Source organism: Acidimicrobiales bacterium (genome assembly GCA_034521975.1).
Lineage (GTDB): Bacteria > Actinomycetota > Acidimicrobiia > Acidimicrobiales > SKKL01 > SKKL01.
Map to the genome: position 1 here is coordinate 623,644 of JAXHLR010000006.1, position 26,217 is coordinate 649,860.

Below are 26,217 nucleotides of genomic sequence, written 5' to 3' on the forward strand. Positions count from 1 at the left end.
GGCATGTGACCGCTGCCGCAGAAGTCGCCGATGGCGACGCCGCCCGCCGGCCCGTGCTCAGCCGCGACGAGATCATCGACGCCGCGCTCGAGCTGATCCGGCACCAAGGCATCAGCGCGGTCACCATGCGCCGCCTGGCCGATGAGATCGGTGTCACCCCGATGGCGCTCTACCACCACATCCCGAGCAAGAAGCAGTTGCTCGACATAGCGGTGGACCGCGTCGGCGAGCACGTCCACATCGCCCACGACGGACGGCCCTGGATCGACCAGATGCGCGACTACGCCATGGGCTGGCGAGCCGAGCTGCACCGGTTCCCCGGGGTGGCCGGCTACCTGTTGCGCCAGGAAGCTCCGCCCTCGATGACCTGGCGGGTGATCGACGATGCCGTGAGCCTGCTGGTCGAGTCCGGGTTCGACGAGCGCTCCGCGGCCCGCGCCTACGCGGCCCTCGCCAGCTACGTGCTGGCGCGCTGTGATCAGGAAGAGATCATGGCCCGCCACGCCCGCGACAACGCGCCGTGGTCCGAAGAGCGCATCCGGAAGCTGCTGATCGACGCCCACGACAACGTCGACCACGGACGCATCTCGGGATACCTCCAGGAGCTGTCCCACGATGACCACTTCAGCTACACCCTCGAGCGCCTGCTGGTCGGCATCGACGCCGACCGGGGTGATACCGACGATCGCCCGGGCAGGACCTCAGACGACTGAGCGCCATTCGGCGTAGGTTCCTCGCTCCCCACGGGAGCGATGCAAGGTCGTGGTGCGGTCCACGGACACCAGGCCGGCTTCGATGGCGACCTGAGCGGAGGTCGAGACCACCAGCACCGATTCGGCCGAACGCTGAGCTCTGGCCACCTCGACCGGTGCACTCCCCGTCGCGAACCGCCGGATCACCGCACCCACCGTGTCGTCGACCGCCTCGGGCAGTGGATCGTGACGAGGCGAGGTGACGCGGCGTCTCCACCGCCACTGCCACGGATCCATCGGCCCACGGCGCCGCAGTCCCGCGTCGCGCAGGGCCACGACGACCTCACGCCCGCTGACCGGACGCGCCCCCGCACCGATCGCCTGCCGTCGCAGTTCGGTGTGGATGTCGTAGTGGTCTCCCTGGAAGGCCAGGTACGGCACACCCAAGCGGTGGGCGAAGTCGTGGAGCTCGTCGGGATCGGAATCGGACACGAGGTGGGCCCACCGGCGGCCCCGCCACTCCCAGATGGCCTCATCGACCAGGATGGCCATCGGCGATCAACGCCCCGAGGCCGCAGGTGCGGTGGTCGGCGGCGCGGTGGTCGGCGGTGCGGTGGTCGGCGCGGACCGCACGCCGGTGGCCGCCACGTCCATGGCGTCGGCGAGGGGGTCCGAGGGGGTCTCGGGGTCGTGGTCGCCGTCAGCGCCGCACCCCGCGCCCAGGATCGCCCGTGCGGCGAGCGCCAGGTGCCGTCTCACCTCGCTCGTTCACCCCCTCTCATAGATCTCGATGCACCAGCCGGCGGGCTCGTTGCGTCCGCCACAGGTGTCACCGAACCTCTCGTACCCGGATTCGGGCGGAGCCAGCCACCACAGATCGTCGCACGCCTGGAAGTCCCCGCCCTCGCACTGCTCCCACAGCTCGTCGAGCATCGGATGGTCGCCATAGGTGTCGGCATCGCTGGACCAGGTGTCGGGCTCGTCGGGACCCTGCTGCGGAATGCCTCCGTCCAGCGCGCCACAGTCGACGACCGGCTCCTCGGGAGCGGCCACGAACCCGTCGATCAACTCCCCCAACAGGTCGTAGGTGAAGACCAGCGGCACCAGTTGGAACCCCTCGAGGTTGGGTGCCATCTCGGTGACGACCCCGATGACCCTGCCCTGGCTGTCGAGCGCGGGCCCGCCACTGTTGCCACGGTCGATCGCGGCATCGGTGCGGACGGCCTCGCGCCGCCCGGTGCGGGCCTGAAACGACAGGATCGATCCGGGGGTGGCAGTGAAGTCGGTGGCGGGGACGGGGTAGCCGAGCGCGAGCAAGCGCTGTCCTTCCCGCAGCTCGTCGGCGGGTGCCCACTCGAGCCAGAGCTCCACAGGATCGTCCGCCCGGATCACCGCCAGATCGGGACGTTGCGACCAGCCGATGACGGTGCCGGACATTCTGGTGCCGGTACGGCTCACGAGACTGGGCCGGGTGGTGTTCGAGACCACATGGTGGTTGGTGACGAGGTGGTGCTCGTCGATCGCGAACGCGGTACCGGTCCAGACCTCGTCGCACCCGAAGGCCTCGACGCGCCAGACAGCATCACCGAACTCGGATGCAAGCTCCTCGGCGCTGTAGGAGAGGCGTTGCGGGGCGGTGGTCGTCGTCGTGGACGCCTCGATGGTGGTCGTGGTGGGCGTCGCCACCTCGGTCGGACCATCGGACGCGAGGCGCATCCCGACGACGGTCCCAGCAGCCAGTGCCACCAGCACCAGCGCCCCGACCGCGAGCACGGTGAGACGCGGTCTCGACCCGCCGTTGGGCGGGCCCGAAGAGCCCGGACCGAGCGGCGGCGACGGTGGTGGCGGTGGTGGCGGCGGCGAGGGTGGTGGGGGCGGCGTTCGCGGCGGAGGCGGCACCCGCGGCGGAGGCGGGATCCGCGGGGGAGGTGGGACCCGTGGGGGAGGCGGGATCCCGGGCGGTGGGTCCTGGGAAGGTGGTGGCTGATCGGTCATCGTGGGCCGCTGGGTCGAGGGGAGCCGTCACCACAGTGCACCACGTGCACCGTGTCGGTGTCAGCCGGGTCCATCGGACCTCATCCGGTCAAGGGGAACACCACCGGCACCACGACGGCGGTGGTCACGAACACCACGAGGGTGAGCGGGATGCCGAGACGAGTGAAGTCCGAGAACCGATAGCCGCCGATGCTCCACACCATCGTGTTGGTCTGGTACCCGATCGGGCTGAGGAACGAGCACGACGCCATGATCAGCACGCCGACCGCGAGCCCACGAAGGTCGACCCCGGTCTGGGCGGCGGTCACCGCCGCGACCGGGAACATGAGCGCAGCGGCGGCGTTGTTGGTGAGCAGCTCGGTGAGCACGAGCGTGGCTGCCATCACCGCCACGAGCACGCCGACGGCCCCGAACGGCTCGCCGAGGTCGACCAGCCGGGTGGCGAACTGCTCCGCCAGCCCGCTCGATGCCGCGGCCCCACCCAGTCCGAAGCTGAACGCCACCAGGGCGATCACGTTGAAGTTGACGGCGCGGCGGGCCTCGGTGGGTGACATGACTCCCAGCACGACCAGGGAGAGGGCTCCCGCCAGCGACGCCGTCGTGAGGTCGACCAGACCGGTCCCGGTCGTGAGGATCAGCGCGACGACCACGGCCTGGACGATTCGCCCGCCGGGACGGCGGATCGGGGCGGTGGCCTCCATCGGCGCCACCACCAAGAAGTCGGGCAGGTCGCGGGTACGGGCCCGGAACCCGTCCTCGGCCACCACCACGAGCACGTCGCCACCGTGCAACCGGACGTCGCCGAGCTTGCCACCCACCCGTTCGCCGGCGCGGTGGATGGCGATGACCACCGCGCCGTGGCGATCCTGGAACTCCAGTTCCTTGAGCGTGTGCCCCGACAGCGGACCGGAGCCGGCGACGACGACCTCGAACATGTGACTGCGGTCGGTGCCGGCGGGGTCGACCAGCTGCTCGTGGGTGGTGACCAGGCCCGACACCTCCTTCAGGTCGTGCATCCGTTCGATGCTGCCGGCGAAGATCAGGTGGTCGCCCGCCTCGAGCACCTCGGTGCCGGCGACCGGGGAGATGATCTCGCCGAGGCGCTCGATCTCGATCAGGGTGACCCCCTCGATCTCGGCGAGTCCGGACTCGGCCACAGCCGCTCCCCTGATCGGCCCTCCGGCAGTCACCACCATGTCGATCGTGTACTCCCTGGACGGGAGCTCTTCGCCAGGTGTGGTGCGCACCCGCAACAGCACGGGGCTGGCCAGGACCAGGACCCCCGCTCCGACCACGGCCACCGGGAGCCCCACCGGGGTGATCGTGAACACGCCGAACGGTTCGAGGCCGGCACTGCCGAGGAAGTCGCTGATGATGAGGTTGGTCGAGGTGCCGATCAGGGTGATCACCCCGCCGAGCACCGCCGCGAACGACAACGGCATCAGCACCCGCGACGCGCTGACACCGTTGCGACGGGCCCACTGCTCGATGTTCGGGATCATCAGCGCGACCAGAGGGGTGTTGGGTACGAACCCAGAACCGGTGGCGGCGACGCGGACGACTCTGAGCACCGCCCGACGCTCGGACCCGGGCCGCTTCCTGCCCAGGAGCACCGCCAACGCCCGGGAGAGCGCGCCGGTCTGTTCAGCCGCGCCGGCGATGACATACAGCGCCGCCACCGTGATGGGAGCGGCGCTCGAGAACCCACCGAAGGCCTCGGTGAAGTCCATCACGCCGACCACGTGCAGAGAGACCACCGCAACACCGACACACACCGCGGGCGCGACGCGCTCGGTGAGCAGCACTCCCACCATGATCGCGATGACCCCGAGGGTCACCCATGCTTCCCAGGCCATGCGCGGTGGCGACTCCAGCACGAAGAACGGACGTGGCCGACCAGTGTGGCCTATTTCTGAGTGGAACGGTCAAGATTCGCCGGACTCTCCTCGAACCACTACGTCGCACCAGCGGTAACGTGGCCGGAACCGCACCAAGGGGGCACCATGGCAACGTTCGATCTCGTGGTCCGCGCCGGCACCGTCATCGACGGCACCGGCTCGCCGGCGCGCACCGCCGACGTCGCGGTCCGCGACGGCGTGGTGGTCGAGGTCGGGAAGGTCAGCGGCCGGGGAGCGAGGGAGGTCGACGCCGACGGAGCGCTCGTCACACCGGGCTTCGTCGACATCCACGCCCACTACGACGGGCAAGCCACGTGGTCGCCCACCCTCGATCCATCGTCGTGGCACGGGGTCACCACCTCGGTGTTCGGCAACTGCGGAGTCGGGTTCGCCCCGGTCCACGACCGCGACCACGACCAGCTCATCTCGCTCATGGAGGGGGTCGAGGACATCCCTGGTGCAGCACTGCACGAGGGTCTGAGCTGGGATTGGCACACCATGGCCGAGTTCCTCGATGCCCTCGACCACCCCCACGACATCGACTTCGCTGCCCAGGTTCCCCACGGTGCGCTGCGCCTCCACGTCATGGGCGAACGGGGAGCGGCCCGCGAACCCGCCACCGCCGACGACATCGCCCAGATGGCGGGGCTCGCTCGCGAGGGGGTCGAGGCCGGAGCGCTGGGATTCACCACGTCGCGGACGCTCAACCACCGCACCAGCACCGGTGACCCGACTCCCACCCTCACCGCCAGTACCGACGAGCTGGTCGGCATCGCCCGTGGCCTCGGCGACGCCGGTCTGGGGGTCCTCCAGCTCGTGTCGGACTTCGGTGACCCCGACGCCGAGTTCGAGATGCTGCGGGCCATGGTCGCCGAGAGCGGGCGTCCCTTGTCCATCTCGGTGGCCCAGAGCCCGGTCGCTCCCGAGCAGTGGCGCACGCTGCTCGATCTGGTCACCGACGCCAACCAGCAGGGCCTCCCCATGACCGCCCAGGTGGCCGTGCGACCGGTCGGCCTGCTGTTCGGTCTCGACTGCACCCTGCACCCCTTCGTCACCAATCCCGTGTTCCGCGAGCTGAAGGGCCGTCCGGCATCCGACCAGGCGCGGGCGATGGCCGACGAGAGCTTCCGGATCCGGGTGCTCGAAGCCGAGGCGACCGGCGATCGCGGCAAGCTCGGTGGGCGGCTGATCAACCGATTCGCCACCATGTGGGAGCTCACCGATCCTCCGGTGTACGAGCCCGACCCGGCCGACTCGATCGAAGCCCGAGCCGCCCGCCTGGGCGTCGCCCCCGCGGAGCTGGCCTACGACCTGCTCCGCCGAGACGACGGCCGGGCGTTCCTCTACCTGCCGTTCCTCAACTACGCAGACGGGAACCTCGACGCCGTCGGCGAGATGCTGGCCCACCCGCATTCGGTGCCGGGGCTGGCCGACGGCGGTGCGCACGTCGGCACGATCTGCGATGCCAGCTTCCCCACCACGCTGCTCAGCTGGTGGGGCCGCGACCGCCCGTCCGGACGCCTCGACCTCGAGTTCCTGGTGCAGCGCCACTGCCGCGACACCGCCCGCACCGTCGGGTTGCTCGACCGTGGCGTCCTGGCACCCGGCTACCGCGCCGACATCAACGTGATCGACCACGAGCGTCTTCGGGTCCTGTCGCCCGAGGCCGTGCACGACCTGCCCGCCGGGGGGCGCCGCCTCCTCCAGCGGGCCGAGGGGTACGTGCACACGTTCGTGGCCGGCACCGAGATCCTGGCTGGCGACAAGCCCACCGGTGAGCTGCCCGGCCGCCTCGTACGGGGCGCCCAACCCGCCCCCGCCTGACCGCACGCTCAGTGGGGCTGGCCGATCTCCCCGACTCCGGCGATGAGGCGGCGGGCCCTGGCCACCCTGCGGCCGGAGAGCTCGACCGAAGAGCGGGCGTCGCGCACCGCGGCCCGGCCCAGGGCGAAGGTCAGCGTGGCCGGAACCTTGATCAGGTTCATGCCGCTGGCCCAACCCACCAGCTGCGACACCCCGGCGGTGGTGACCACGTCCTTGGCCTGCTGCCAGGTGGAGGTGGCGATGTCGGTCCCGGGCTCGGCGGTGGTGGCCGCCCGGGTGGTGGCCCGGCCGCCGACGAGGAGCAGGGCGAGCACGGGAACGGCCTCGAGCAGCGCGTCGGCGCTGCTCTCGGCACCGGTTGCGTCGAGCACATCGGCGAGCTGGGCGTGCAAGGCCGAGGTGTCGGAACCGATGTCGACGACCACCACTCCCTCGGCGTCGACGGGCCATGGGTCGCCCGGGCGGGCCACGGTGATCCCCTCGGTGCCGGACAGGCCGTCGGCGGCATCGCTGGTGGTGTACACGATGCTCACCCCGGGGCGCGACGCCAGATGGTCGATCACCTCGGTGGCGTCGCTGGTGATGGCGACGTCGGCGCGCCCGATGGTGTGGCCGCCGGATCCGAGGAGCTCGATGTCCCACGCCCCGTGCTCGGCGAAGGCGATCGAATCGGTCGTTCCCGGCGGAGCGGCGAGGATCCCCGCCGCCAGCAGCTCGTCGACGACCTGCTCACCCCGAACCGACTGGAGGAGCGCGCCGAGCTCGACGGTGCGGTCCGACAGGGCGAACGCGGCCTGTTCGCCCGCAACCGATGCGGTCGCCGCCGCATCGAAGGAGGCGGGGAGGCGGCGGCGACCCGCAACCTCGACCAGCGCGGCGTTGACCGATGCCGCCCAGGCAACCACGCGCTCCCACGCAGTGAGCCCGGCGTCGTCCCCGCCGTCCCCGCCGCTCGTGTCGGCCTCCGGTGGAGCGTCGTTCGGCGGATCGACGGCGGGTGCCGGCGCCAGATCGAGCAGGCGTCGTTCGAGGGCGCCGAGCCGGTCGGCGGCCTCGACCAGATGCTCGCGAAGGGTCTCCACCGCGTCGGAGGTGGAGTCGACCCACTCGAGATCGTCGGCGGTGAGCTCGCCGCGGACCCGGCCCACGAAGGTGTTCAGACCGGGGTGCTCAGCCATCGGACCGGGTCTGCTCGCGTTGCATCGACTCGAGGGTGGCTTCGAGGGCGGCGATCTGGGCGGCCTGGGCGGCGATCACCTCCGACGCTTCGGCCAGTGCACGATCGACCTCCTCGCGGTACTCGCCGAGGGTGAGGCTGGCAGCGGCCCGGCCGACGCCCCGGTTGACGGTGGTCCCGACGGACACGGTGGTGTCCCTGAGCCTGCGGCCGCCGGCCTGACCCGCCCGCACGACGCGCCCGACGACGTCGGGCCGATCGGCTGCGGTGCTGGCCGTGTGCGAGGCCAGCGCCGCGCCCGCCTGGAGGCTCTGACGTAGCCGGGTGACCGGTGAGGGATCGTCGGTTGATTCGCTCACTTCGGGACCTCCTGAGTGGTGGGACCAGTGGCGACAGCGGCGCCTCAGTCGTCGAGCAGGTCGAGGATGTCCTCGGGTGGGCGGCCGAGCACGGCCCGATCACCCTTGATCGCGACGGGGCGCTCCATCAGACGAGGATGCTCGACGAGCAGGTCGACGACCGACGCCGGGTCGGTGTAGTCGGATGCGTCGAGCCCCAGTTCCTTGAAGTATGGGTCCGTGCGCACCAGGCGGGACGGGTCGTCGAGCTGGCCGGCGATGAGCTCGAGGGTGGCGCGGTCGGGCGGAGTGTCGAGATACCGGACGATCTCGGGTTCGACGCCGCGCTCGGCCAACAGATCGAGGGCCTGGCGGGACTTGGAGCACTTCGGGTTGTGGAGCAGTCGCAGATCGCTCATGAGAGCGATGGTAGGCCGCGGTCCGGTCAGGGCGCTCCACCGAAGAGGGCACGTAGCTCGTCCCAGGTGGTCGGCTCGAGACTCTCGGCGATGCGGAGGAGCTCGTCCTCGGGAAGGTCCCCTTCCACCACCACTGACCATCCGGTCCGGTCGGTCCAGGCCAGCGCCAGGTGGGGTGCCTGGTCGACCTGGTCGATGAGCTGGGCCTCCTCGCCTCGCACCTCCGATGCAGTCACCTCGGGACACGGGGCCGAGATCCTCTCGCACTCCGAGCGCTCCCACGCGATGAGGAAGGACAAGAGGTCGAGTTCGGGGCTCAGCCCAACCAACAGGATCCCGCCGTCGCCGTCGACATAGTGGAGGAGGCCGGCTTCGGAATCGTCAGAGGGGATCGAGCGCCACCCATCGGGAGGGACGCCGATCTCATGGCCGGACATGTCCCGAGCGAGGTCGGTCAGGTCCTCGACGCCGAGGTCGTAGGTGGCGAGAGTGATCATCCTGCCGTCCTCCACCCACATGAGCTGCCGCCCACCCGAGCCCTCCCATGCCACGCCCTCTAGGTCGGGGCCAAGCGTGACCCGCTGCTCGTCATCACCCTGGAGGGGCTCGTCCGCCGGGACGACCTGCACCTGCACCAGCTCGTCCTCGAACGGATCGTCGACCTCGGACCGCACCAACCCGTAGGCCTCGAATCGGTCGAACTCGTCGTGGCCCGGCGGGGTGACCTCGAACAGCTCGTAGCCGTCGGGAAGGTAGGTCGGGGCGAGGGGTGGGAGGACCGAGCCGGCGCCGTCGTCGGTGGCCACCGGGACACCATCGTCGCCGTTCCCGAGGACGGCGATGGCTGCCGCTCCGAGGGCCAGCACGACCACCACCGCTGCAGCGGCGAACAGCAACGATCCTCGGGACGAGCGACGGTCGACCGGCTCGAACGCCGGGACCGCTGCGAACTCGCCCAGCGCCGACACACCAGCGGCACGGCCCATCTGGTCGACGTGTTCGAGCGAGCGGGGATCGGGATCGGTCATCTGGTCACCTCCTCATGGGGACCGAGCCGTTCGGCCAGGGTCGACCTGCCGCGATGGAGGTGGACCTTCACCGTGCTCTCGGCGCAGTCGAGCACTGCGGCGATGTCGCCCACCGACCGATCCTCCAGGTAGTGGAGGGCGACGGCCTGGGCTTGGCGGGTGGGGAGCCGACGCACCTCGGCCCAGAAGTGCTCGTGCTCGGCCGGCAACACGGTGCGCTGGTCGCCGCCCCGATCAGGACCGGCAGCGAGCCTCAGCCGTGCCCGTTTCTCGCGGTCCCGGCGGCGCAACACCGAGATCGCCGCGTTTGACGCCACCCGACGCACCCAGGCATCCGGGCGATCGAGTCGTGAGACCCGCTGCCAGTCCCGGTAGACGGCGGTGAAGGCGTCCTGGGCCAACTCCTCGGCAACCGGTCTGCTCCCGCACAGGGTGTAGGCGAGCGCGGCGACCGGGGCCCAGTGGGCCACATAGAACGAATCGAAGTCCGCCGGCACCTCGAGGGTGTCGTCGCTCTCGCTCATCTGCATCACCCTGTCTGACGCCACAGGGCGATGCCAGGTTTACCGACCGGTCGAGCACCTCGCGGGGACTAGAAGTCCTCCATGCCGCCCGACCCGCGGGCCTTGTTCGGCAGATCGGTGATGACGGCCTCGGTGGTGAGGAACAGCGCGGCGATCGACGCCGCGTTCTGCAGCCCCGAGCGGGTGACCTTGGCGGCATCGATGATGCCCGCCTTCTGCAGGTCCTCGTAGGCGCCGGTGGCGGCGTTGAGGCCCTCGTGGCCGGACATGTGCCGCACCCGTTCGATCACCACGCCACCTTCCAGACCGGCGTTGACCGCGATCTGCTTCAGCGGGCCCTCGAGGGAGTGGGCGACGATGCGGGCGCCGGTGGCCTCGTCGGGGCCCATGGTCTCGGCCGCTGCCAGCACCGCGGCCTGTGACCGCAGCAGCGTGACGCCTCCGCCGGCCACCACACCTTCCTCGATGGCCGCCTTGGTGGTGCTCACCGCATCTTCGATGCGGTGCTTCTTCTCCTTGAGCTCGACCTCGGTGGCGGCACCGACCTTGAGCACGGCGACACCGCCGGAGAGCTTCGCCAAGCGCTCCTGGAGCTTCTCGCGGTCGTAGTCGGAGTCGGTGCGGTCGATCTCGGCCTTGAGCTGGGCGATCCGGCCGGCCACGTCGTCGGAGGAGCCGCCACCCTCGATGATGGTGGTCTCATCCTTGGTGACGACGACCTTCCGGGCGGAGCCGAGCAGATCGAGGGTGGTGTTCTCGAGCTTGAGGCCGACCTCCTCGGAGATCACCTGCCCGCCGGTGAGGACCGCCATGTCGGCGAGCATCGCCTTGCGACGGTCGCCGAAGCCGGGGGCCTTCACCGACACCGAGGTGAAGGTGCCACGGATCTTGTTGACCACCAGCGTCGCCAGCGCCTCGCCCTCGACGTCATCGGCGATGACGAGGAGCGGCTTGCCGCCTTCCATCACCTTCTCGAGCACCGGGACCATGTCGCGGATGTTGCTGATCTTCCCGCTGACGAACAGGAGGTAGGGATCGTCGAGGACCGCTTCCATCCGGTCGGGGTCGGTGGCGAAGTACGGCGAGATGTAGCCCTTGTCGAACCGCATGCCCTCGGTGAACTCGAGATCGAGCCCGAAGGTCTGGGACTCCTCGACGGTGATGACCCCGTCCTTGCCCACCTTGTCGATGGCATCGGCGATCAGGTCACCGATGCTGGCGTCGGCGGCGGAGATCCCCGCGACCTGAGCGATCTGGGACTTGTCGTCGACCTCGACGGCCAGCTCGTGGATCGAGGCGACCGCCACCTCGACCGCCGCTTCGATCCCCCGCTTGATCGACATGGCGTTGGCGCCGGCGGCCACGTTGCGCAGCCCTTCGTGCACCATCGACCACGCCAGGACGGTGGCGGTGGTGGTGCCGTCGCCGGCGACGTCGTCGGTCTTCTTCGCGACCTCGCGCACCAGGTCTGCACCCATGGCCTCGAACGGATCCGCGAGCTCGATCTCGTTGGCGATGGAGACGCCGTCGTTGGTGATGGTGGGTGCACCCCACTTCTTGGCGAGCACGACGTTGCGGCCCTTGGGACCGAGGGTGACCCGCACCGCATCGGCCAGCTGGTTCATCCCCGCTTCGAGTCTGCGGCGGGCGTCCTCGTCGAACGCGATCTGCTTGGCCATGGTGGTCCTCCGTTGCGGTGCCCTCACCGGGCGGCGGCCGGATCTCCGGCGCGCTAGCACTCTAGTGCCTAGAGTGCTAACTCAAGCACCAACCCCGGGCGCGCGCAAGCCCCAGCCCACAGGTTCGCTGGTCGTCTCGATTGCGGTGGCGACCGATGCTCAGCCGCCGGCGACGGCAGGGATGATCGACACCGTCTCGCCGTCGGGGACCGGGGTGTCGAGCCCATCGAGGAACCGGACGTCGTCGTCGGCGACGAACACGTTCACGAACCGCCGGATCTGGCCGCCGTCGTCGAGCAGCCGTTCCTTGAACCCCGGGTGGGCGGACTCGAGCGAGTCGAGCACGGCCGAGAGGGTCTCACCCTCGACGCTGACCTCGGACGCGCCGGCGGTCAGGGTGCGCAGCGTGGTCGGGACACGGACGGTGACGCTCATGGGTGGGGATCCTCGCTCAGGGATTCGGTCATCGCAACAAGTGGTCGGGCAGCACCTCGGTGAGTGCGGCCACCGAGGCGTCGATCGTACCGGCGAGACCGCGGCCCGGCACCACCTCGGCCGATGCGCCCGTGGAATCGACCGACCTCGATGGCGGCGCGGCACCCGAGAGCACGGCGACGACCATCTCGTCGCGGTTGACGGTGCCGGCAGCCACCAGCGCCGCCAGTCCCGCGATGACCACGCCGCCCGCAGGTTCGACCGCCACGCCGGTGGTGGAGCGCACCAGTTCGGCCGCGTCGAGGATCGCGTCCTCGTCGACGGCCTGGACCGACCCACCGGTGGAGCGGGCGGCGGCCAGCACGGCGTGGCCGTCCGGAGGGTCACCCATGGCGAGTGACGCCGCGACGGTCTCAGGATGGGCGAGGGGTGTGACCACGTCGGCTCCCGAGGCGAAGGCCCGGGCGACCGGCGCGCATCCGGCTGGTTGCAGGGCGGTGAGCCGCGGCGGGACACCGCTGACCAGCCCGCTCTGGGCGAGGTGGGCCATCGACTCGTGCAGGGCGCGGGCCAGGGCGCCCGAGGCCACTGGTGCCGCCACGCGATCGGGCATCCGCCAGCCCGACTGCTCGACGATCTCCCACCCCGTGGTTCGAGCTCCCAGCTCGTACCACGGCCTCAGGGTGACGTTGACCCAGGCCCACCGGTCGAGGTCACCGGCGGCTTCGGCAGCCAGACGACTCGCGGCGTCGTAGCCGCCGCGCACCGCAACGACCGTGGCCCCCAGCGATGCGAGCTCGGCGATGGTCGAGTCGTCGAGGTGCTCGGGAACGAGAACGATCGCTGCCATGCCCCGCCGAGAAGCAGCAGCAGCGGTGGCTCGGGCGAGGTTCCCGGTGGAGGAGCATGCCACCGCACGCGATCCGGTGGCGGCTCCGCGAGCCACCGCAACCTCGACCACGCGGTCCTTGAACGACCCGGTCGGGTTCGCCGTCTCGTCTTTGATCCAGAGGTCGTCGAGCCCGATGGCTCGGCCCAGGTCCGGGGCCCGCACCAGCGGGGTCCACCCGGCCGAGACGCCGCCGAGGTCGAGCCCGCGTGGCAGGAGCGCCCCGTATCGGGCGAGGGAGGCGGGCCCGGCCTCGATGAGGGCGCTCACCTCGCCGGAGGGACGACCGGGGTCCGCCAGCACGACCTCGACCGGACCGAAGCACCGATCGCAGTACTGGGGACCGGTCGCGGAAGCCTCGGCACCGCACTCGCGGCATCGCAACCGGGGTTCCGACACGTCGGCGGTGCTGGTCATCCCGCCATGGTCGACCACCCGGCTCGGACCGGCAACCCGGGCGGCGGGACCGCTCGCCTTGCTACCGGCACGGCCGTCGATGACCATGGCTTGGTGTCTCCCGAGTCGATCCGGTCCTTTCACCACCAGGAGTTCGAGATCGACCGCTTGGTCTCGGCCAAGGCCGGGCGGATGGTCGCGGTGTGCATCCCCGCCCGCAACGAGGAGGCGACCATCGCCACGATCGTCGGGACCATCCACCGCGACCTCGTGGTGGACCATCCCCTGGTCGACGAGCTGGTCGTGGTCGACGATCAGTCCACCGACGAGACAGCGGTGGTCGCCGCTCAGGCCGGGGCACGGGTGGTGTCGACCAGCGACCTGCTCCCCCACCTGGCGAAGGGGCCCGGAAAGGGCCAAGCGCTCTGGAAATCGTTGTACGCCACGAGCTCGGAGCTGATCGTGTGGTGCGACGGTGACATCACCGACTTCGACCGCCGGTTCGTGACCGGCATCGTCGGTCCGCTCCTCGAGCATCCCGACATCGGCTTCGTCAAGGGCTACTACGACCGCCCCATCGATTCCGACCGAGCCGGAGGTGGAAGGGTCACCGAGCTCCTGGCCCGACCGCTCATCAGCGTCTTGTTCCCTCACCTCTCCCAGCTCATCCAACCCCTGGCCGGCGAGTACGGGGGTCGGCGCGCCCTGCTCGAGCAGCTCCCGTTCGCCAGCGGCTACGGGGTCGAACTGGGCCTGCTGGTCGACATCGCCGCCCGCTTCGGCGACGACTGCATCGCCCAGGTCGACCTCGGCCAGCGTCGGCATCGCAACCGCGGGCTCGATGAGCTGGGGCCCCAGGCCGCTGCCATCCTGCACACCGCGCTGCGTCGCGTCGCCCCCGACCTCGTCGGGTCACCGCGACCGCTGGTGCGGCCCGGTGTCGAGGCCGTCGACATCGAGGTGGACGAGCACCCTCCGATGGTCACCGTGTCCGACTACACCCGTCGTTTCGGGCTCGGCGAACCGCCCGCGGGTGAAATCGCTCAAGCGAGCGAGTGAACACGCCGATCACTCTGGGTGACGCTCGACACTCCCGCCGGGAGACCGAGACTGCGGAAGGAGGGTTCGGTGAACGTCTCAGCAGTGGCTGACATCGCAGGCAACACCGACCGGCCCGAACGGCAGGCAACCCGATTGGCCGAGCTGGTGCTTCACCTCACCGACTGCTCGGCCGACGACGCGCTGCGCGCGGTGAGCGACCCGCCCATGGTCTCGAGGCTCGACAACGACGCGACCCTGGCACGAGTGGCCACGGCCATCGTGTCGCTCCGCCGCTGATACGGCACGGCCGCCTCGACCAGCGACGGATCACCGGTGCGGTGCTGCGTCGGACCAGTGTCGCTCCCACTAGGATGGACACCGTCGACAGAGGCTGGAGGTCCGCGTGGAGAAGCCCGTCCGTACCGACGACGACAGCCGTCTCCCGCTGTCGGCGACCATCGCCATCGGTGGGCTCGCGGTCTTCGGGGCGATCACGCTCGTCTCGTGGGTGTTCGGCGCGCTCATCGGCATCGTCAAGTTCGTCCTCGCCGGGGTGGTGATCGTGGCGCTGCTCAGCTGGCTGACCGGGCGCCGGATCGACCGCTGACTCAACCGAGACGGTCACCGACCACCTCGGCGATGCAGTCGAGCGGATCCGACATCGATCGTTCGTGGCCGAAGCGGTCCTCCAACGACACCACCTCGAGCCCGTGGCCCAGCCGGGCATCCACACCGTCATAGACCGCTCCGACGATGGCCAGCACCGGGACCCCGAACGACGCCGCCATCTGTGCCACCCCACCAACGACCTTGCCGTCGAAGGACTGCTCGTCCAGGAAACCCTCGCCGGTGATGACCAGATCGGCGCCCTCGATGTGCTCGTCGAGCGCCGCCTCGTCGGCCACCAGATCGAAGCCAGGGACCACGGTGGCGCCGATGGCAGCCAGACCACCGGCCAGGCCGCCGGCAGCGCCACCGCCGACCAGGTCGGACACATCGACACCGTGCTCCTCGAGGTAGACCTGCACCAGCCGCTCGAGGCGGCGGCGCAACAGCTCGACCTGGCTCGGTGTCGCTCCCTTCTGGGGGGCGAACTCCTCGGCCGCATCCACGAACCGGGTCCGCACGTCGCAGGCCACCACCAGCTCGACCCCGCGCAGGCGAGGGAACGGATGGATGGCACGCAGCGCACCGAGTCCACCATCGGTGGTGGCCGAACCCCCGACCCCCACCAGGATGCGACGGGCACCGGCGTCGAGGGCGGACGAGATCAGCTCGCCGGTGCCGGTGGTGGACGCGCTGACCGGGTCGTTGTGCTCAGCGCCTCCGACCACGTCGAGCCCCGACGCGGCCGCCATCTCGATCACCGCCTGGGAACGGCTCAACCGCCACCCGGCCTGGATGGGATCGCCCAGCGGCCCCGCCACCAGGGTGGAGCGGTTGGCCCCACCGAGCACCTCCAGCGTGCCCTCGCCGCCGTCGGCCATCGGCACCTCGTCGCAGGTCCACCCCTTGGCCGCGGCACCTGTCGCGACGGCGCGAGCCACGTCGGACGCGGTGGCGGTGCCCTTGAACTTGTCGGGTGCGGCGACGACTCGCATCGCCCAATGGTGACTCACCCGGCCGGCAACGGTGTGTCGCCGGGCTAGCCCTCGCCCTGGGCGATGCCGATCCGCTCGTCCTCGCCGAGCAGGATGAGGATCTGGGTGTCGCCCATCTCCGTCGCTGCCGGAGCAGGGATCGGGAGCGGGGCGACGATCTCGTCGGTGACGCCGAGCTCGCCGGCGACTTCGAGCGCCTCGGCCCGCCACCCTTCCTCGTAGTAGATGGCGGTCTCGGCGACACGGTCGGGAGCGTTGTCGGGGGAGCGCAGGATGTAGTTGAGCGCCAGCAGGTGGTCTCGCACCCGTCCCGCGGCACCGTTCACCCCGGAGCCGTTGCGGACATAGATGCCGGTGTCCTCGGGTGGGCGAGCCTGGGGCAACGCCTCGCCCGGTTCTGTGGTCTCGGTTCCGTCGTCGGTGGTGATGCCCGGATCCGCGTCGCCGTCACCGTTCTCGTCGCCGGTCTCGTCGCCGGTGTCGGGATCGCCGTCGCCGCTGGGTGCGGTGGTGGCGGTGGGATCGGTCTCGACCAGCCCGCCCTCCTCGCTGAACCCCCACGCCAGCAGCGCGACGCCGATGAGGACCGACACGACGATGAGACCCCCGCCGCGCAGCGCCGCGTTGGCCGGCGGTCGCCCACCTGACGACCGGCGGGCAGCCATCAGCCCTGGGTCCCGCTGGCGGAGCGGTCGTGGAGGCGTTCGCGCCGACGGCGGTCGCGGATGCGCCGCAGGCGGCGTACCAGCAACTGGTCGTGATCGAGCGCGTCGGGATCGTCGAGGAGCTCGCTCAGGACCTGGTAGTAGCGGGTGGCCGAGAGCTCGAACCGCTCGAGGATCGCCGTGTCCTTGGGCCCCGGTTCGGACCACCAGGAGCGCTCGAAGTCCAAGATGGCGCGGTCGCGGTCGGTGAGAGGCATCGGAAGCAGACTGCCCCGGACCGGACCCAGATGCAAGGACCCCCGCTCGATCGTGCGGGCCACGACGGCAGCGACCGGTACGCTCCTGCGGGGCAGCAGGCACCCGCCCGAGTAGCTCAGTCGGTCAGAGCAGGCGCCTTGTAAGCGTCAGGTCGTGGGTTCGAATCCCACCTCGGGCTCCTTCCGAGACCACCGATCGGTTCGCCTCCCTCGGCGCCGACGCGGCAAGATCTACCGATGCAGATCACGATCCCGAGTCGCTTCCAGGGCCCCCCGACCATGGGCCACGGCGGCTACGTGGCGGGACTGTTCGCCAACCGCACTCCGGGTGCGGTCCAGATCACCCTCCGCCAGCCCACGCCGCTCGATCAGCCACTCGAGCTCACCGACCTCGGCGACGACCGCTGGGCGCTGATGAGCGGACCAGAGGTGATCGCCGAGTCCGAGCCGCGGGAGCTGAGCCTCGAGGTCCCTCCGCCACCGACGCTCGATGCGGCGCGAGCGGCCGAAGCCGGCTCTCCTGCCTTCTATGACGAGCGTGGGGTGCACCCCACCTGCTTTGGATGCGGCAACCGCCGCGAGCCCGGCGATGGGCTCCGCATCTTCGTCGGACCCACCGAGGCGGCCGGTCCTCGCCAGTTGGCCGGCGTGTGGCATCCGGGACCGGCCTTTGCCGAGGCCGACCGCACGGTGAGCACCCAGATTGTGCTCGCGGCGCTCGACTGTCCCGGCGCGTTCGCGTTCATCGCCGACGACACGCGGGCGGGCCTGCTCGGACGGATCGTGTTCGAGCAGTACGGCGTGGTGCGGTCCGACGCCGACCACATCGTCACCGGTTGGCAAGAAGGTGAGGACGGACGCAAGCTGTTCGCGGGCACCGCCCTGTTCTCGGCCGAGGGCGTCCTCCTGGCTGCGGCCAGAGCCACCTGGTTCCAGATGACCGTCGTGGGATGATGCGCCCCACCGGCGGGCGGCACCGACCGGTGCTCGCCCTGGTGTTGACGACAGCCCTGCTCGCCGTGGGGTCCTGCGCCGCTGACAGCGACACCGACGGCAACGGGACCTCGGATCCCACCACCTCGATCGATGCGGCCGATGGGGACGGCGCCGACCCAGACGGTGCCGACGGCGTCCCCGGCGTGGCCGACGACTGTGCACCCGCCGACGACGCCAGGGTCGAGGTGACCCCGTCGTGGCCGGGGCCGAGGTTGCGGGCGACCACCGGCGGGCCCCCTCTGCAAATCGACCTCACCGAGGTCATCACCGCCGACTGCATCGTCCTCGCCGACACCTACTCGGCCGCGCTCGACATCGCGACACCCGCGCTGGGCTCGGTCACCCACGAGGCAGGGTTCGTCGTCACCTTCGAGTCGGCACCACCGCCGCCGGATCCCGACGCCCCCGATGCCCCCTGGTGGGGCGAGGACCGAGTTCGGGCGTGCGTCCCCATCGACGACGGCCGCCTGAGCTGCAGCAACATCGACATCGACGTCGTGCGGTCCGATGTCGCCGAGCTGGCCGAAGGGTTCGACACCGACACGCTTCCGAAGATGCTCTCTCCGCTGTCACGAGCCGAACCCAGCGATGGTGGTGCCGCACCAGCAGACGTCGCCCGGCTCCAGGATGCACTGGCTGCGGAGTGGGCACTGGGGCTGGTCGCTGCGGCGCTGGAGAGCCCGCAGACACCGCCGGCACTCGTGGACGCGTGCGACGACACCGCGACCGACCTCGACACGCTGCGCGAGCGAGGACGCCAGCTGATCGATCGGCATTCGGCGCTGTCGGACCTCGGGGGTCTCGAACTGGGCGTGGCCATGGGAACCGAACCCGACCCGACCCTGTCCGCTCAGGCCAACGTGGTGCTGGCCGAGGCGGGCGACTGGGTCGACTGCCGACTCTGAACCGTCGCCGCCTGGGGCCTGCCCGCCGACGGTCGGTGGGTGGGGAACCCCGTCCCACCCACCGACCGAGGTTGGGGGATCAGTTGACGATCAGCGCGGTGACCATGCCGAACATCCCCTCTTCGCGCTCCACATGGGTGAGGATGTGGCAGTGCCAGACCCACACCCCGGGATCGGTGGCCTGAACCAGGATCGAGTACCGCTCGCCGGGAGCGACGTTGATCGTGTCCATCCAGTACGGCGACTCGAGGGGCACGCCGTCCTTGGCCACCACCAGCTGCCGGAACCCGTGCATGTGCATCGGATGGACCTGGAGTCCCTCGTTCAGGTAGTGGACGAGCATCCAGTCGTCCTGCTCGAGCTCGACCGGCGCGGTCGCCGGGAACGACTTGCCGTTGAGCGAGTAGCCGATGACGCCGGCGTCGTTGAGCACCATCGGGAGCTCGAGTGCGAGCTCGAGATCCTCGGGGATGGTCACGTCGTTGATGGTCCGCCCCCGCGGCAGCTCCACGTCACCGACGGTGAAGACGCCGAACATCCCGTTTGGCACCGACACCTGGCTGTGGGCGTGCGCGTGGTACATCCCGATCATCGGCTCCTCGACGGTGAACTCGTAGGTGTAGGTCTCGCCGGAGCGCACCAGTTCCTGGGTGAAGGGGGCCACACCGTCCATCTCGTTGGGGACGGTGATCCCGTGCCAGTGGATGTCGGTGCCGAGCGGCGTGTCGTTGGTGAGGATGAACCGGGCGGTGTCACCGACCTCGAGGTCGATCCACGGCGCCGGCACCTGGCCGTTGTAGGTCCAGGCATCGACGAACTTGCCCGGCTCGACCTCCCACTCGGTGATCTCGGCGGTGAGCTCGAACACCTTCGTCCCGTCGTCCTCCACGCTCACCGGCTCGAGCTTCTGGTTGCCCGCACCCTCGGTCTCGGCGGGGAAGGCCGACATCGAGTCCATCATGATCTGATCGAGCTCGGCTGCCTCTTCAGGGGTCATCTCGGCGCCGTGGGAGCCGTGACCAACGGCGACATCCTCGGTGGGTGCGGTTGCTGATTCGCTGATGGTGATCTCGGTGACCATGCCCGAGGACTCGTGGCCGGGAACGGTACAGAGCAGCTCGTAGGTCCCGGCGGGCAGGCTGGAGAGGTCGAGCGTCGCCGTCTCGCCGGACGCGATCAGTGGGGTGGCGAGGTCGGTGCCCCGCACGGACACGTCGTGGTCGACGTTGCCGGTGTTGGTGACATCGAGCGTCGCCCCCACGGGGACCTCGGCGGGGACGGTGATGGCGAACTCGCTCAGCTGCGCGCTCACGTGGACCGCCTCACCGCCACCACCGGATGCGGCTGCGGCCGCGGTGGTGGAGTCGTCGTCGGTGATCGACACGATCACCACGGCCAGGGCGGCCAGGGCGAATCCGGTGATGCCGGCCAGCGCGGCGAAAATCGAGAACGCGTTGACGCGCTCGCGAGACGAAGGGACTGCCACGGGGTTCTCCTCGATGCTCGGGGTTCGATGGGGTATCGGGACATCGTCCCCGGCGGAGCACCGTCGCTGACAGGGCAACCAGTCCTGCCCGCGAGGGACTTTGGTCCCAACGACGAGGGCCCTGTTCCCCTGCTCGGGGGCGATCGGTTGGACGAGCATCGACACGTGTCACATAGCCCGGGGGGGACCGACCGGGCCGACCGGATCACGAATCAGGGAGGCGCGACATGCGCGTGCTCGTCGTCGAAGGAGAACCCGGAGCAGGTACGGACGCGGTGGCGGCACTGATCGCCGCTGGTCACGACATCACAAGCTGCCACGACGAGGGATCGACGTTCCCGTGTCACGGTCTGGCCGGTGGCAGCGGATGCCCACTCGAGGAGGACGGGCCGGTGGACGTGGCGCTGTTGGTCCGCGGCACCCCGAACACCGAGCCGACCCCCACCGAGGACGGTCTTCGCTGCGCCCTGCGGCGCCACGTTCCACTGGCCATCGTCGGCGCGCTCGACGGCAACCCCTACCAGCGGTTCGCCGCGGCCACCTCCACCGCGGTCGGTGACTCGGTCGCGACAACCGAGCAGGCAGCGAACAGCCCGTTGGCCGCGCACGCCGGTGTCGCCCGGGCAGCCCTGCAGACGATGCTCCGGAGCGAAGGGCTCGACGAGTCCAACGCCGATGCCGTCGTGACCCGCAACGGTTCGGCGCTGTGGGTCCTGCTACGCCCCGGGTTGGCGCTCGACCCGATGCTGGTCGAGGTGGCATCGGTCCGGGTGCTCGCCGCGGTCCGTGCCCACGACCGTGCGGCGTCGATCATCGACGTGTCGGTCGCCGACGACGACACCGCCCCCGCTCGCGCCCCCACCTGATGGGGAGGACCGGGTCCCGTGAGACCCGGTCCTGAGCCACAGACGCACCAGAGCGGCGTTCTCGTCGGCCATCCCCCCACCGTTGGCGGGTAGGATGCGACTCGATCGCCAGCCTCCCGGGAGAGTCCCACACACATGAGCATCCTTGGCAACCGCGTACTCCGGACCGAGGACCCGAAGTTCTTGACCACCGGTGGCACCTATGTCGCCGACGTCGAGCTGCCCGACGGTGCCGCCCACGTGGTGTTCGTCCGGGCCACGATGGCCCACGCCGAGCTCACCTCCGTCGACATCGATGAGGCCAGGACCATGCCCGGCGTCATCGACGTGGTGACCGGGGCCGACATCGACGTCGACCCCATGGCCCCGGCGATGGGACTGATCAACTCGGCCATGGGTCAGCCGCTCCTCGCCACCGGCCGGGTCCGCCACGTGGGCGAACCGGTGGCGGCAGTCGTCGCCGAATCGGTCGCCCAGGGCCTCGACGCGGCCGAGATGGTGTTGGTCGACTACGAGCCGCTCGACGCGTTGATCGACCCCGAAGCCTCCCTCGACGAACACCAGCTGCTGTTCCCCGACGCCGAGACCAACGTGGCGGTCGACCTCGAGCGACGCAAGCTGGTGGCCGACTTCGCCGAATGCGAGGTCACCGTCAGCCGGCGCATCCTCAACCAGCGCGTTGCCCCGGTGCCGATCGAGCCACGGGTCGCCGCCTCGTACTGGACCGACGACGACAAGCTCGTCCACTACGCCAGCTCGCAGGGCGCCCACCCGGTCCGCGACACCCTCTGCTCGGTGCTCGGACTCGACCAGGACCGGGTGCGGGTCATCTCCCCCGACGTCGGTGGTGGGTTCGGGGCGAAGGGCCGCACCTACACCGAGGAGGTGCTGGTGGCCTGGCTCAGCCGGCGCACCGGACGGCCCTTGCTGTGGGCGGAGACCCGCTCGGAGAACCTCGTCGGCATGGGCCATGGTCGGGCCCAGATCCAAGACGTCGAGATCGGCGGTCGCCGTGACGGCACCATCACCGCCTACCGGCTGCGGGTCGTCCAGGATGCCGGGGCATACCCGAGCATGGGGGCCGTGCTGCCGTTCATGACCCGGACCATGCTCACCGGCGTCTACGACATCACCAACGCCGAGTTCAGCTCCAAATCGGTGGTCACCAACACCACCGCCACCGCCGCGTACCGGGGTGCGGGACGACCCGAGGCGGCCGCCGCCATCGAACGCGCCGTCGACCTGTTCGCCGCCGAGATCGGCATGGATCCCGCCGAGGTCCGGTTCCGGAACGTGCTCAGCCCCGACATGTTCCCCCACACCACCGCCACCAAGACCCAGTACGACTCGGGCGACTACGCCACCGCCTTGTCCAAGGTGCTCGATGCCGCCGGCTACGACCAGCTCCGCGCCGAGCAGCGGGCACGTCGCGAGCACGGCGACCGGGTCCAGCTCGGCATCGGCATCTCGGTGTACGTCGAGATCACCGGCGGCGGCGGAGGCGGCGAGTACGGCTCGGTCGAGCTGTTGCCCGACGGCAAGGTGCTGGCCAAGACCGGATCCTCGCCCTATGGACAAGGTCACCACACGGCTTGGGCGATGCTGGTCGCCGACCGGCTCGGTCTCGACATCGACGACGTCACCGTCGTGCACGGCGACACCGACGAGATCCCGACGGGCAGCGTCACCGGTGGCTCACGATCGGTCCAGATCGCCGGCTCGTCCATCCACGAGGCTGCCGGTCGCCTGTCCGACCTGGCACGCGAGAAGGCCGCCGACCTGCTCGAGGCCTCGGTCGACGACGTGGTGCACGACACCGCCGAACGTCGTTTCCACGTGGCGGGCACCCCGGCCCGGTCGGTGACCTGGTCCGAGGTGGCCGAAGCCGCCTCGGACGACGTCAACCCGCTGGTCGGCATCTCCGAGTTCTCCCAGGGTGGGGCGACGTTCCCCTTTGGCGCCCATCTGGCAGTGGTCGAGGTCGACACCGAGACCGGCAAGGCCGAGCTGCGCCGCATCGTCGCCTGCGACGATGCCGGGACCATCCTCAACCCGATGTTGGCCGACGGTCAGGTCCACGGCGGCCTGGCCCAAGGGGCGGCCCAGGCTCTGCTCGAGGAGGTCCGCTACGACGAGGACGGCAACCCGCTGACCGCGAGCCTGGCCGACTACGCCATCGTCACCGCCACCGAGCTCCCCATGTTCGAGCGCATCCAGATGGAGACCCCCACCCACCTCAACCCGCTCGGGGCCAAGGGCATCGGCGAGTCGGGAACCATCGGGGCCACGCCGGCGGTGCAGAACGCGGTGTGCGACGCGGTGGCCCACCTGGGTGTCAGCCACATCGACATGCCCTGCACCCCGGAGAAGGTCTGGCAGGCCATCCAGGACGCCACCGGCGCCTGACCGCCGCTCAGCTGCGCTGGCGAACCACCTCGAAGCAGGCGACGGCCCCGGCGGCGGCCACGTTGAGCGAGTTGAGCCGACCGCGGAGGGGGATGGCGGCCACGGCGTCGCAGCGTTGGCGGACCAGACGGCTCAGTCCCCGCCCCTCGGCGCCCAGCACCAGACACACCGGTTGGGTGAGATCGAGCGCGTCGAGGCGGGTGTCGCCGGCTTCGTCCAGGCCGACGACCCACACACCGGCGTGGGCCATCTCGGTCACCGCCTTCGGCAACCCTGCGACCAGACCCAGCGAGAGGTGTTCGACCGCGCCGGCCGCGGCCTTGGTGACGGTGGGGGTCACGTGGACCGCCCGATGGCGTGGCAGCACCACCCCGGTGACCCCGGCGCACTCGGCGGTGCGCAGCAGCGCACCGAGGTTGCCGGGGTCGGTCACGCCGTCGAGCGCGATGAGGAAGGGCACGGTGCCGTCGTCAGGGGAGACGAGCGAGTCGAGGTCGTGCTCGACGAGGGGTGCCGCCTCGGCCAGCACCCCCTGAGCTGCCTCGGTCCGTGCGAGGGCGTCGAACTTCGACCGGCTGATCTCACGGACCGGCACCTTGAGCTCGTGGGCCAGTTCGACGATGTCGTCGACGATGTCGGCCGGGTCCATGCCCGCCGACAAGACGACCTCACGCGTGCGCCGGTGCCCGGCCAACAGGAGCTCGCGGACCGCTTGGCGGCCTTCGACCCGCTCGCCACCGAGGCCGCGTGGCTTGGACCGTCGCGCTGGTTCGCCAGCTCCCTTGGCCGTCGACGACCGGCGGGGCCCGGGCTTGGGCGCCCCACCCTGGGTCCGCTGGTCGCGTCGCTGCCCCTTGCCGGCGCCAGCGCCGCGACCACCACCGCCACCGGCGGGACGACCCGGGCGATCCGGGCGGCCCGGCTTCGCTCGCTTGCGTGCCACTCAGTGCTCCTCACGTCGTTGGATGAGCGCCACCGCGTGGCACTCGATGCCCTCGTTGCGTCCGATCGGACCGAGGCCCTCCCCGCGCGTGGCCTTGACCGTCACGGGTGCGCCGACCGCGTCGGACAACCGGCGCTGCATCTCCTGGCGCCGGGGTGCGACCTTCGGCGCCTCGAGCACCACGGTGCAGTCGATGTTCACGACCCGCCACCCGGCCTCGGACACCCGCTGGGCGGCGATCTCGAGCAGTTCGATGCTGTCGGCGCCCTCGAGAGACGGATCGGTGTCGGGGAAGTTCGAACCGACGTCTCCCAACCCGGCCCCACCGAGGATCGCATCGGCGCACGCATGCGCGATCGGGTCGGCGTCGCTGTGTCCGACCAGACCGGGGACACCGTCGAAGGCGACGCCACCGAGCACCAGGACGCGGGCAGGATCGCCGCTCAGCGGGTGTATGTCATAGCCCTGACCGACCCGGATCTGCACGCCGCAAGGTTGCCACGCCCGGACCGGTCGCCGTGCAACGCTGCTCGCGGTCGCCGCGCTCGGTACGCTCCCTGTCATGATTGACATCGAACTGCTCGGTTCGGTCGAGATGCTGGCCAAGCTGACCGAAGACGAGCTCAACCGCCTCAGCGGCACCGCCGAGGTCCGCGAGCTGCGCCGGGGAGACACGCTCTTCGTCGAAGGTGACGCCTCGACCGAGCTGTTCGTCGTCTCCACGGGCCGCATCGCCATCGCCAAGCGTTCCGGCGATGGGCGTGAATCGCTCATCGCGCTCATGGAGCACGGAGACCTCTTCGGTGAGATGCCCTTGTTCGACAGCCAGGGACGCTCCGCCGACGCCCGGGCGCTGGAACCCTCCGGCGTCATCGCCATCCCCTACACCGGGCTGCGAGAGATCTACGAGTCCCGCCCCGACCTGTTGTGGGGTGTCGCCGAGATGCTCACCCAGCGTCTGCGCATCCTCGACGAAGCCCTGGCCGACACCATGTTCCTCGACGTGACCGGCCGCACCGCCAAACGGCTGCTGGAACTGGCCGGCGACGCCCAGGAGTTCTCGCTCCCCATCACCCAGGAGGAGCTCGCCGGCATGGTGGGTGCCTCACGGGAGCGGGTCAACAAGGCAATCGCCTCGTTCATCCGGCTGGGGTGGATCGAACAGCACGAGCGTCGGTACCAGATCCTCGACCGCGAACAGCTCGAGCGCCGCGCGATCTGAACTCTGGCCGGGCCGGCGCGATCCTCGCGACCAGCGCTGACTAGCCTGATACACCGTGTCCGAGACCCGTTGGCTCAACCCCGACGAGCAGCTCCCCTGGAGGCGAACCATCGCCGCGGCGATCCTGCTGGTCGACGCCCTCGACCGCGATCTGCGCTCAGCGCACGACCTCACCCTGGCCGACTACGAGATCCTCGTCCACCTCTCCGAGGCCGAGGACCAGCAGCTGCGGATGGCCGAGCTCGCCGACGCCGCCCTGGTCTCGCGCAGTCGCCTCACTCACCGGGTGAACCGGCTGGGCGATCGTGGCCTGGTCGCCCGCGAGGCGTGTCCCACCGACAAGCGAGGTACCTTCGCCGTGCTCACGCCCGAGGGGAGGGCCGTGCTCGAGCGGGCGGCACCCACCCACGTCGACAGCGTGCGGGCACACCTGATCGACCGGCTCGATCCCGACGACTTCGTGACGCTCGGCGTCATGCTCTCGAAGATCGCGGCCCCGTTGCTGTCGGGTTCGCCTCCCGCCTGGGACATCTGA

General features: G+C 70.3%; 29 protein-coding genes and 1 tRNA gene. 12 read left to right on the forward strand and 18 right to left on the reverse strand.

Annotation, left to right across the window (positions count from 1 at the left end):
- Positions 1-5 precede the first annotated feature (5 nt).
- Positions 6-713 (forward strand): helix-turn-helix domain-containing protein, encoded by a 708-nt coding sequence (locus U5K29_12530; protein ID MDZ7679363.1) that lies wholly within the window; start codon positions 6-8, stop codon positions 711-713.
- Here the strand turns inward: U5K29_12530 and U5K29_12535 are convergent.
- The 4 genes from U5K29_12535 to U5K29_12550 form a co-directional block, all read right to left on the reverse strand.
- The gene (locus tag U5K29_12535) at positions 702-1,244 is read right to left on the reverse strand and encodes a DUF4031 domain-containing protein (GenBank protein ID MDZ7679364.1); all 543 of its coding nucleotides are present in this window, start codon (positions 1,242-1,244) and stop codon (positions 702-704) included. The two genes, U5K29_12530 and U5K29_12535, sit on opposite strands and share 12 nt — an antisense overlap.
- Positions 1,245-1,250: 6 nt before the next feature.
- A complete protein-coding gene (locus tag U5K29_12540) occupies positions 1,251-1,451 on the reverse strand; it encodes a hypothetical protein (GenBank protein MDZ7679365.1) in 201 nt (66 codons plus the stop codon).
- A 9-nt stretch (positions 1,452-1,460) separates the two neighbouring features.
- Positions 1,461-2,465, reverse strand: a complete 1,005-nt coding sequence (locus U5K29_12545) for a serine protease (GenBank protein ID MDZ7679366.1) — start codon at positions 2,463-2,465, stop codon at positions 1,461-1,463.
- Between the two features lie 302 nt (positions 2,466-2,767).
- Positions 2,768-4,543 (reverse strand): SLC13 family permease, encoded by a 1,776-nt coding sequence (locus tag U5K29_12550; protein ID MDZ7679367.1) that lies wholly within the window; start codon positions 4,541-4,543, stop codon positions 2,768-2,770.
- Positions 4,544-4,690: 147 nt separating this feature from the next.
- Here U5K29_12550 and U5K29_12555 point away from each other — a divergent pair, with 147 nt between their 5' ends.
- On the forward strand, positions 4,691-6,409 hold the full coding sequence (locus U5K29_12555; GenBank protein MDZ7679368.1) for an amidohydrolase family protein: 1,719 nt from the start codon (positions 4,691-4,693) through the stop codon (positions 6,407-6,409).
- An 8-nt stretch (positions 6,410-6,417) separates the two neighbouring features.
- On the opposite strand, the gene U5K29_12560 is transcribed toward U5K29_12555, so the two are convergent.
- The 8 genes from U5K29_12560 to thrC form a co-directional block, all read right to left on the reverse strand.
- A complete protein-coding gene (locus tag U5K29_12560; protein ID MDZ7679369.1) occupies positions 6,418-7,587 on the reverse strand; it encodes a hypothetical protein in 1,170 nt (389 codons plus the stop codon).
- Positions 7,580-7,945, reverse strand: coding sequence for a hypothetical protein (locus U5K29_12565; protein MDZ7679370.1), 366 nt, complete (start codon positions 7,943-7,945; stop codon positions 7,580-7,582). Before U5K29_12565 ends, U5K29_12560 begins: the two co-directional genes overlap by 8 nt.
- Before the next feature lie 44 nt (positions 7,946-7,989).
- Positions 7,990-8,343 (reverse strand): arsenate reductase (glutaredoxin), encoded by a 354-nt coding sequence (arsC, locus tag U5K29_12570; GenBank protein MDZ7679371.1) that lies wholly within the window; start codon positions 8,341-8,343, stop codon positions 7,990-7,992.
- 26 nt (positions 8,344-8,369) lie between these two features.
- Positions 8,370-9,371 (reverse strand): hypothetical protein, encoded by a 1,002-nt coding sequence (locus U5K29_12575; protein MDZ7679372.1) that lies wholly within the window; start codon positions 9,369-9,371, stop codon positions 8,370-8,372.
- A complete protein-coding gene (locus U5K29_12580; GenBank protein MDZ7679373.1) occupies positions 9,368-9,895 on the reverse strand; it encodes a sigma-70 family RNA polymerase sigma factor in 528 nt (175 codons plus the stop codon). Before U5K29_12580 ends, U5K29_12575 begins: the two co-directional genes overlap by 4 nt.
- A 68-nt stretch (positions 9,896-9,963) precedes the next feature.
- Positions 9,964-11,574, reverse strand: a complete 1,611-nt coding sequence (groL, locus tag U5K29_12585) for a chaperonin GroEL (protein MDZ7679374.1) — start codon at positions 11,572-11,574, stop codon at positions 9,964-9,966.
- Positions 11,575-11,733: 159 nt separating this feature from the next.
- On the reverse strand, positions 11,734-12,009 hold the full coding sequence (locus U5K29_12590; protein ID MDZ7679375.1) for a ubiquitin-like small modifier protein 1: 276 nt from the start codon (positions 12,007-12,009) through the stop codon (positions 11,734-11,736).
- A 28-nt stretch (positions 12,010-12,037) separates the two neighbouring features.
- Positions 12,038-13,315: a threonine synthase gene (gene thrC, locus U5K29_12595; GenBank protein ID MDZ7679376.1), complete on the reverse strand. Its 1,278-nt coding sequence runs from the start codon at positions 13,313-13,315 to the stop codon at positions 12,038-12,040.
- Positions 13,316-13,408: 93 nt separating this feature from the next.
- Here thrC and U5K29_12600 point away from each other — a divergent pair, with 93 nt between their 5' ends.
- The 3 genes from U5K29_12600 to U5K29_12610 all read left to right on the forward strand — a co-directional run bounded on the left by U5K29_12600 (position 13,409) and on the right by U5K29_12610 (position 14,942).
- On the forward strand, positions 13,409-14,353 hold the full coding sequence (locus U5K29_12600) for a glucosyl-3-phosphoglycerate synthase (protein MDZ7679377.1): 945 nt from the start codon (positions 13,409-13,411) through the stop codon (positions 14,351-14,353).
- Positions 14,354-14,437: 84 nt separating this feature from the next.
- Positions 14,438-14,632 (forward strand): hypothetical protein, encoded by a 195-nt coding sequence (locus tag U5K29_12605; GenBank protein MDZ7679378.1) that lies wholly within the window; start codon positions 14,438-14,440, stop codon positions 14,630-14,632.
- Positions 14,633-14,738: 106 nt separating this feature from the next.
- Positions 14,739-14,942: a hypothetical protein gene (locus tag U5K29_12610; GenBank protein MDZ7679379.1), complete on the forward strand. Its 204-nt coding sequence runs from the start codon at positions 14,739-14,741 to the stop codon at positions 14,940-14,942.
- 1 nt (position 14,943) lies between these two features.
- Here U5K29_12610 and U5K29_12615 read toward each other — a convergent pair whose 3' ends face one another.
- The 3 genes from U5K29_12615 to U5K29_12625 are packed head-to-tail and all read right to left on the reverse strand — an operon-like array spanning position 14,944 to position 16,858.
- Complete coding sequence (locus U5K29_12615; GenBank protein MDZ7679380.1) at positions 14,944-15,936, reverse strand: glycerate kinase; 993 nt, start codon at positions 15,934-15,936, stop codon at positions 14,944-14,946.
- A 44-nt stretch (positions 15,937-15,980) separates the two neighbouring features.
- Entirely contained in the window at positions 15,981-16,601 is a 621-nt protein-coding gene (locus U5K29_12620; protein ID MDZ7679381.1) for a LytR C-terminal domain-containing protein, read from the reverse strand.
- The gene (locus tag U5K29_12625; GenBank protein ID MDZ7679382.1) at positions 16,601-16,858 is read right to left on the reverse strand and encodes a DUF3263 domain-containing protein; all 258 of its coding nucleotides are present in this window, start codon (positions 16,856-16,858) and stop codon (positions 16,601-16,603) included. Before U5K29_12625 ends, U5K29_12620 begins: the two co-directional genes overlap by 1 nt.
- Before the next feature lie 105 nt (positions 16,859-16,963).
- On the opposite strand from U5K29_12625, the gene U5K29_12630 reads away from it, so the two are divergent.
- The 3 genes from U5K29_12630 (at position 16,964) to U5K29_12640 (ending at position 18,759) form a co-directional block, all read left to right on the forward strand.
- Positions 16,964-17,037, forward strand: a tRNA-Thr gene (locus U5K29_12630).
- 58 nt (positions 17,038-17,095) lie between these two features.
- A complete protein-coding gene (locus U5K29_12635; protein ID MDZ7679383.1) occupies positions 17,096-17,812 on the forward strand; it encodes a hypothetical protein in 717 nt (238 codons plus the stop codon).
- On the forward strand, positions 17,809-18,759 hold the full coding sequence (locus U5K29_12640) for a hypothetical protein (GenBank protein ID MDZ7679384.1): 951 nt from the start codon (positions 17,809-17,811) through the stop codon (positions 18,757-18,759). The genes U5K29_12635 and U5K29_12640 overlap by 4 nt, the downstream gene beginning before the upstream one ends.
- A 79-nt stretch (positions 18,760-18,838) precedes the next feature.
- Here U5K29_12640 and U5K29_12645 read toward each other — a convergent pair whose 3' ends face one another.
- Positions 18,839-20,245: a multicopper oxidase domain-containing protein gene (locus U5K29_12645; GenBank protein MDZ7679385.1), complete on the reverse strand. Its 1,407-nt coding sequence runs from the start codon at positions 20,243-20,245 to the stop codon at positions 18,839-18,841.
- Between the two features lie 227 nt (positions 20,246-20,472).
- On the opposite strand from U5K29_12645, the gene U5K29_12650 reads away from it, so the two are divergent.
- Together U5K29_12650 and U5K29_12655 are read left to right on the forward strand one after the other, a co-directional pair.
- A complete protein-coding gene (locus U5K29_12650) occupies positions 20,473-21,111 on the forward strand; it encodes a hypothetical protein (GenBank protein MDZ7679386.1) in 639 nt (212 codons plus the stop codon).
- Positions 21,112-21,246: 135 nt separating this feature from the next.
- Positions 21,247-23,517 (forward strand): xanthine dehydrogenase family protein molybdopterin-binding subunit, encoded by a 2,271-nt coding sequence (locus U5K29_12655; protein ID MDZ7679387.1) that lies wholly within the window; start codon positions 21,247-21,249, stop codon positions 23,515-23,517.
- Between the two features lie 7 nt (positions 23,518-23,524).
- On the opposite strand, the gene rlmB is transcribed toward U5K29_12655, so the two are convergent.
- Together rlmB and ispF are read right to left on the reverse strand one after the other, a co-directional pair.
- The gene (gene rlmB, locus U5K29_12660; GenBank protein MDZ7679388.1) at positions 23,525-24,460 is read right to left on the reverse strand and encodes a 23S rRNA (guanosine(2251)-2'-O)-methyltransferase RlmB; all 936 of its coding nucleotides are present in this window, start codon (positions 24,458-24,460) and stop codon (positions 23,525-23,527) included.
- On the reverse strand, positions 24,461-24,946 hold the full coding sequence (gene ispF / locus U5K29_12665) for a 2-C-methyl-D-erythritol 2,4-cyclodiphosphate synthase (protein ID MDZ7679389.1): 486 nt from the start codon (positions 24,944-24,946) through the stop codon (positions 24,461-24,463).
- 76 nt (positions 24,947-25,022) lie between these two features.
- Here ispF and U5K29_12670 point away from each other — a divergent pair, with 76 nt between their 5' ends.
- Both U5K29_12670 and U5K29_12675 read left to right on the forward strand, forming a co-directional pair.
- The gene (locus U5K29_12670) at positions 25,023-25,682 is read left to right on the forward strand and encodes a Crp/Fnr family transcriptional regulator (GenBank protein ID MDZ7679390.1); all 660 of its coding nucleotides are present in this window, start codon (positions 25,023-25,025) and stop codon (positions 25,680-25,682) included.
- A 55-nt stretch (positions 25,683-25,737) separates the two neighbouring features.
- Complete coding sequence (locus U5K29_12675; protein ID MDZ7679391.1) at positions 25,738-26,217, forward strand: MarR family transcriptional regulator; 480 nt, start codon at positions 25,738-25,740, stop codon at positions 26,215-26,217.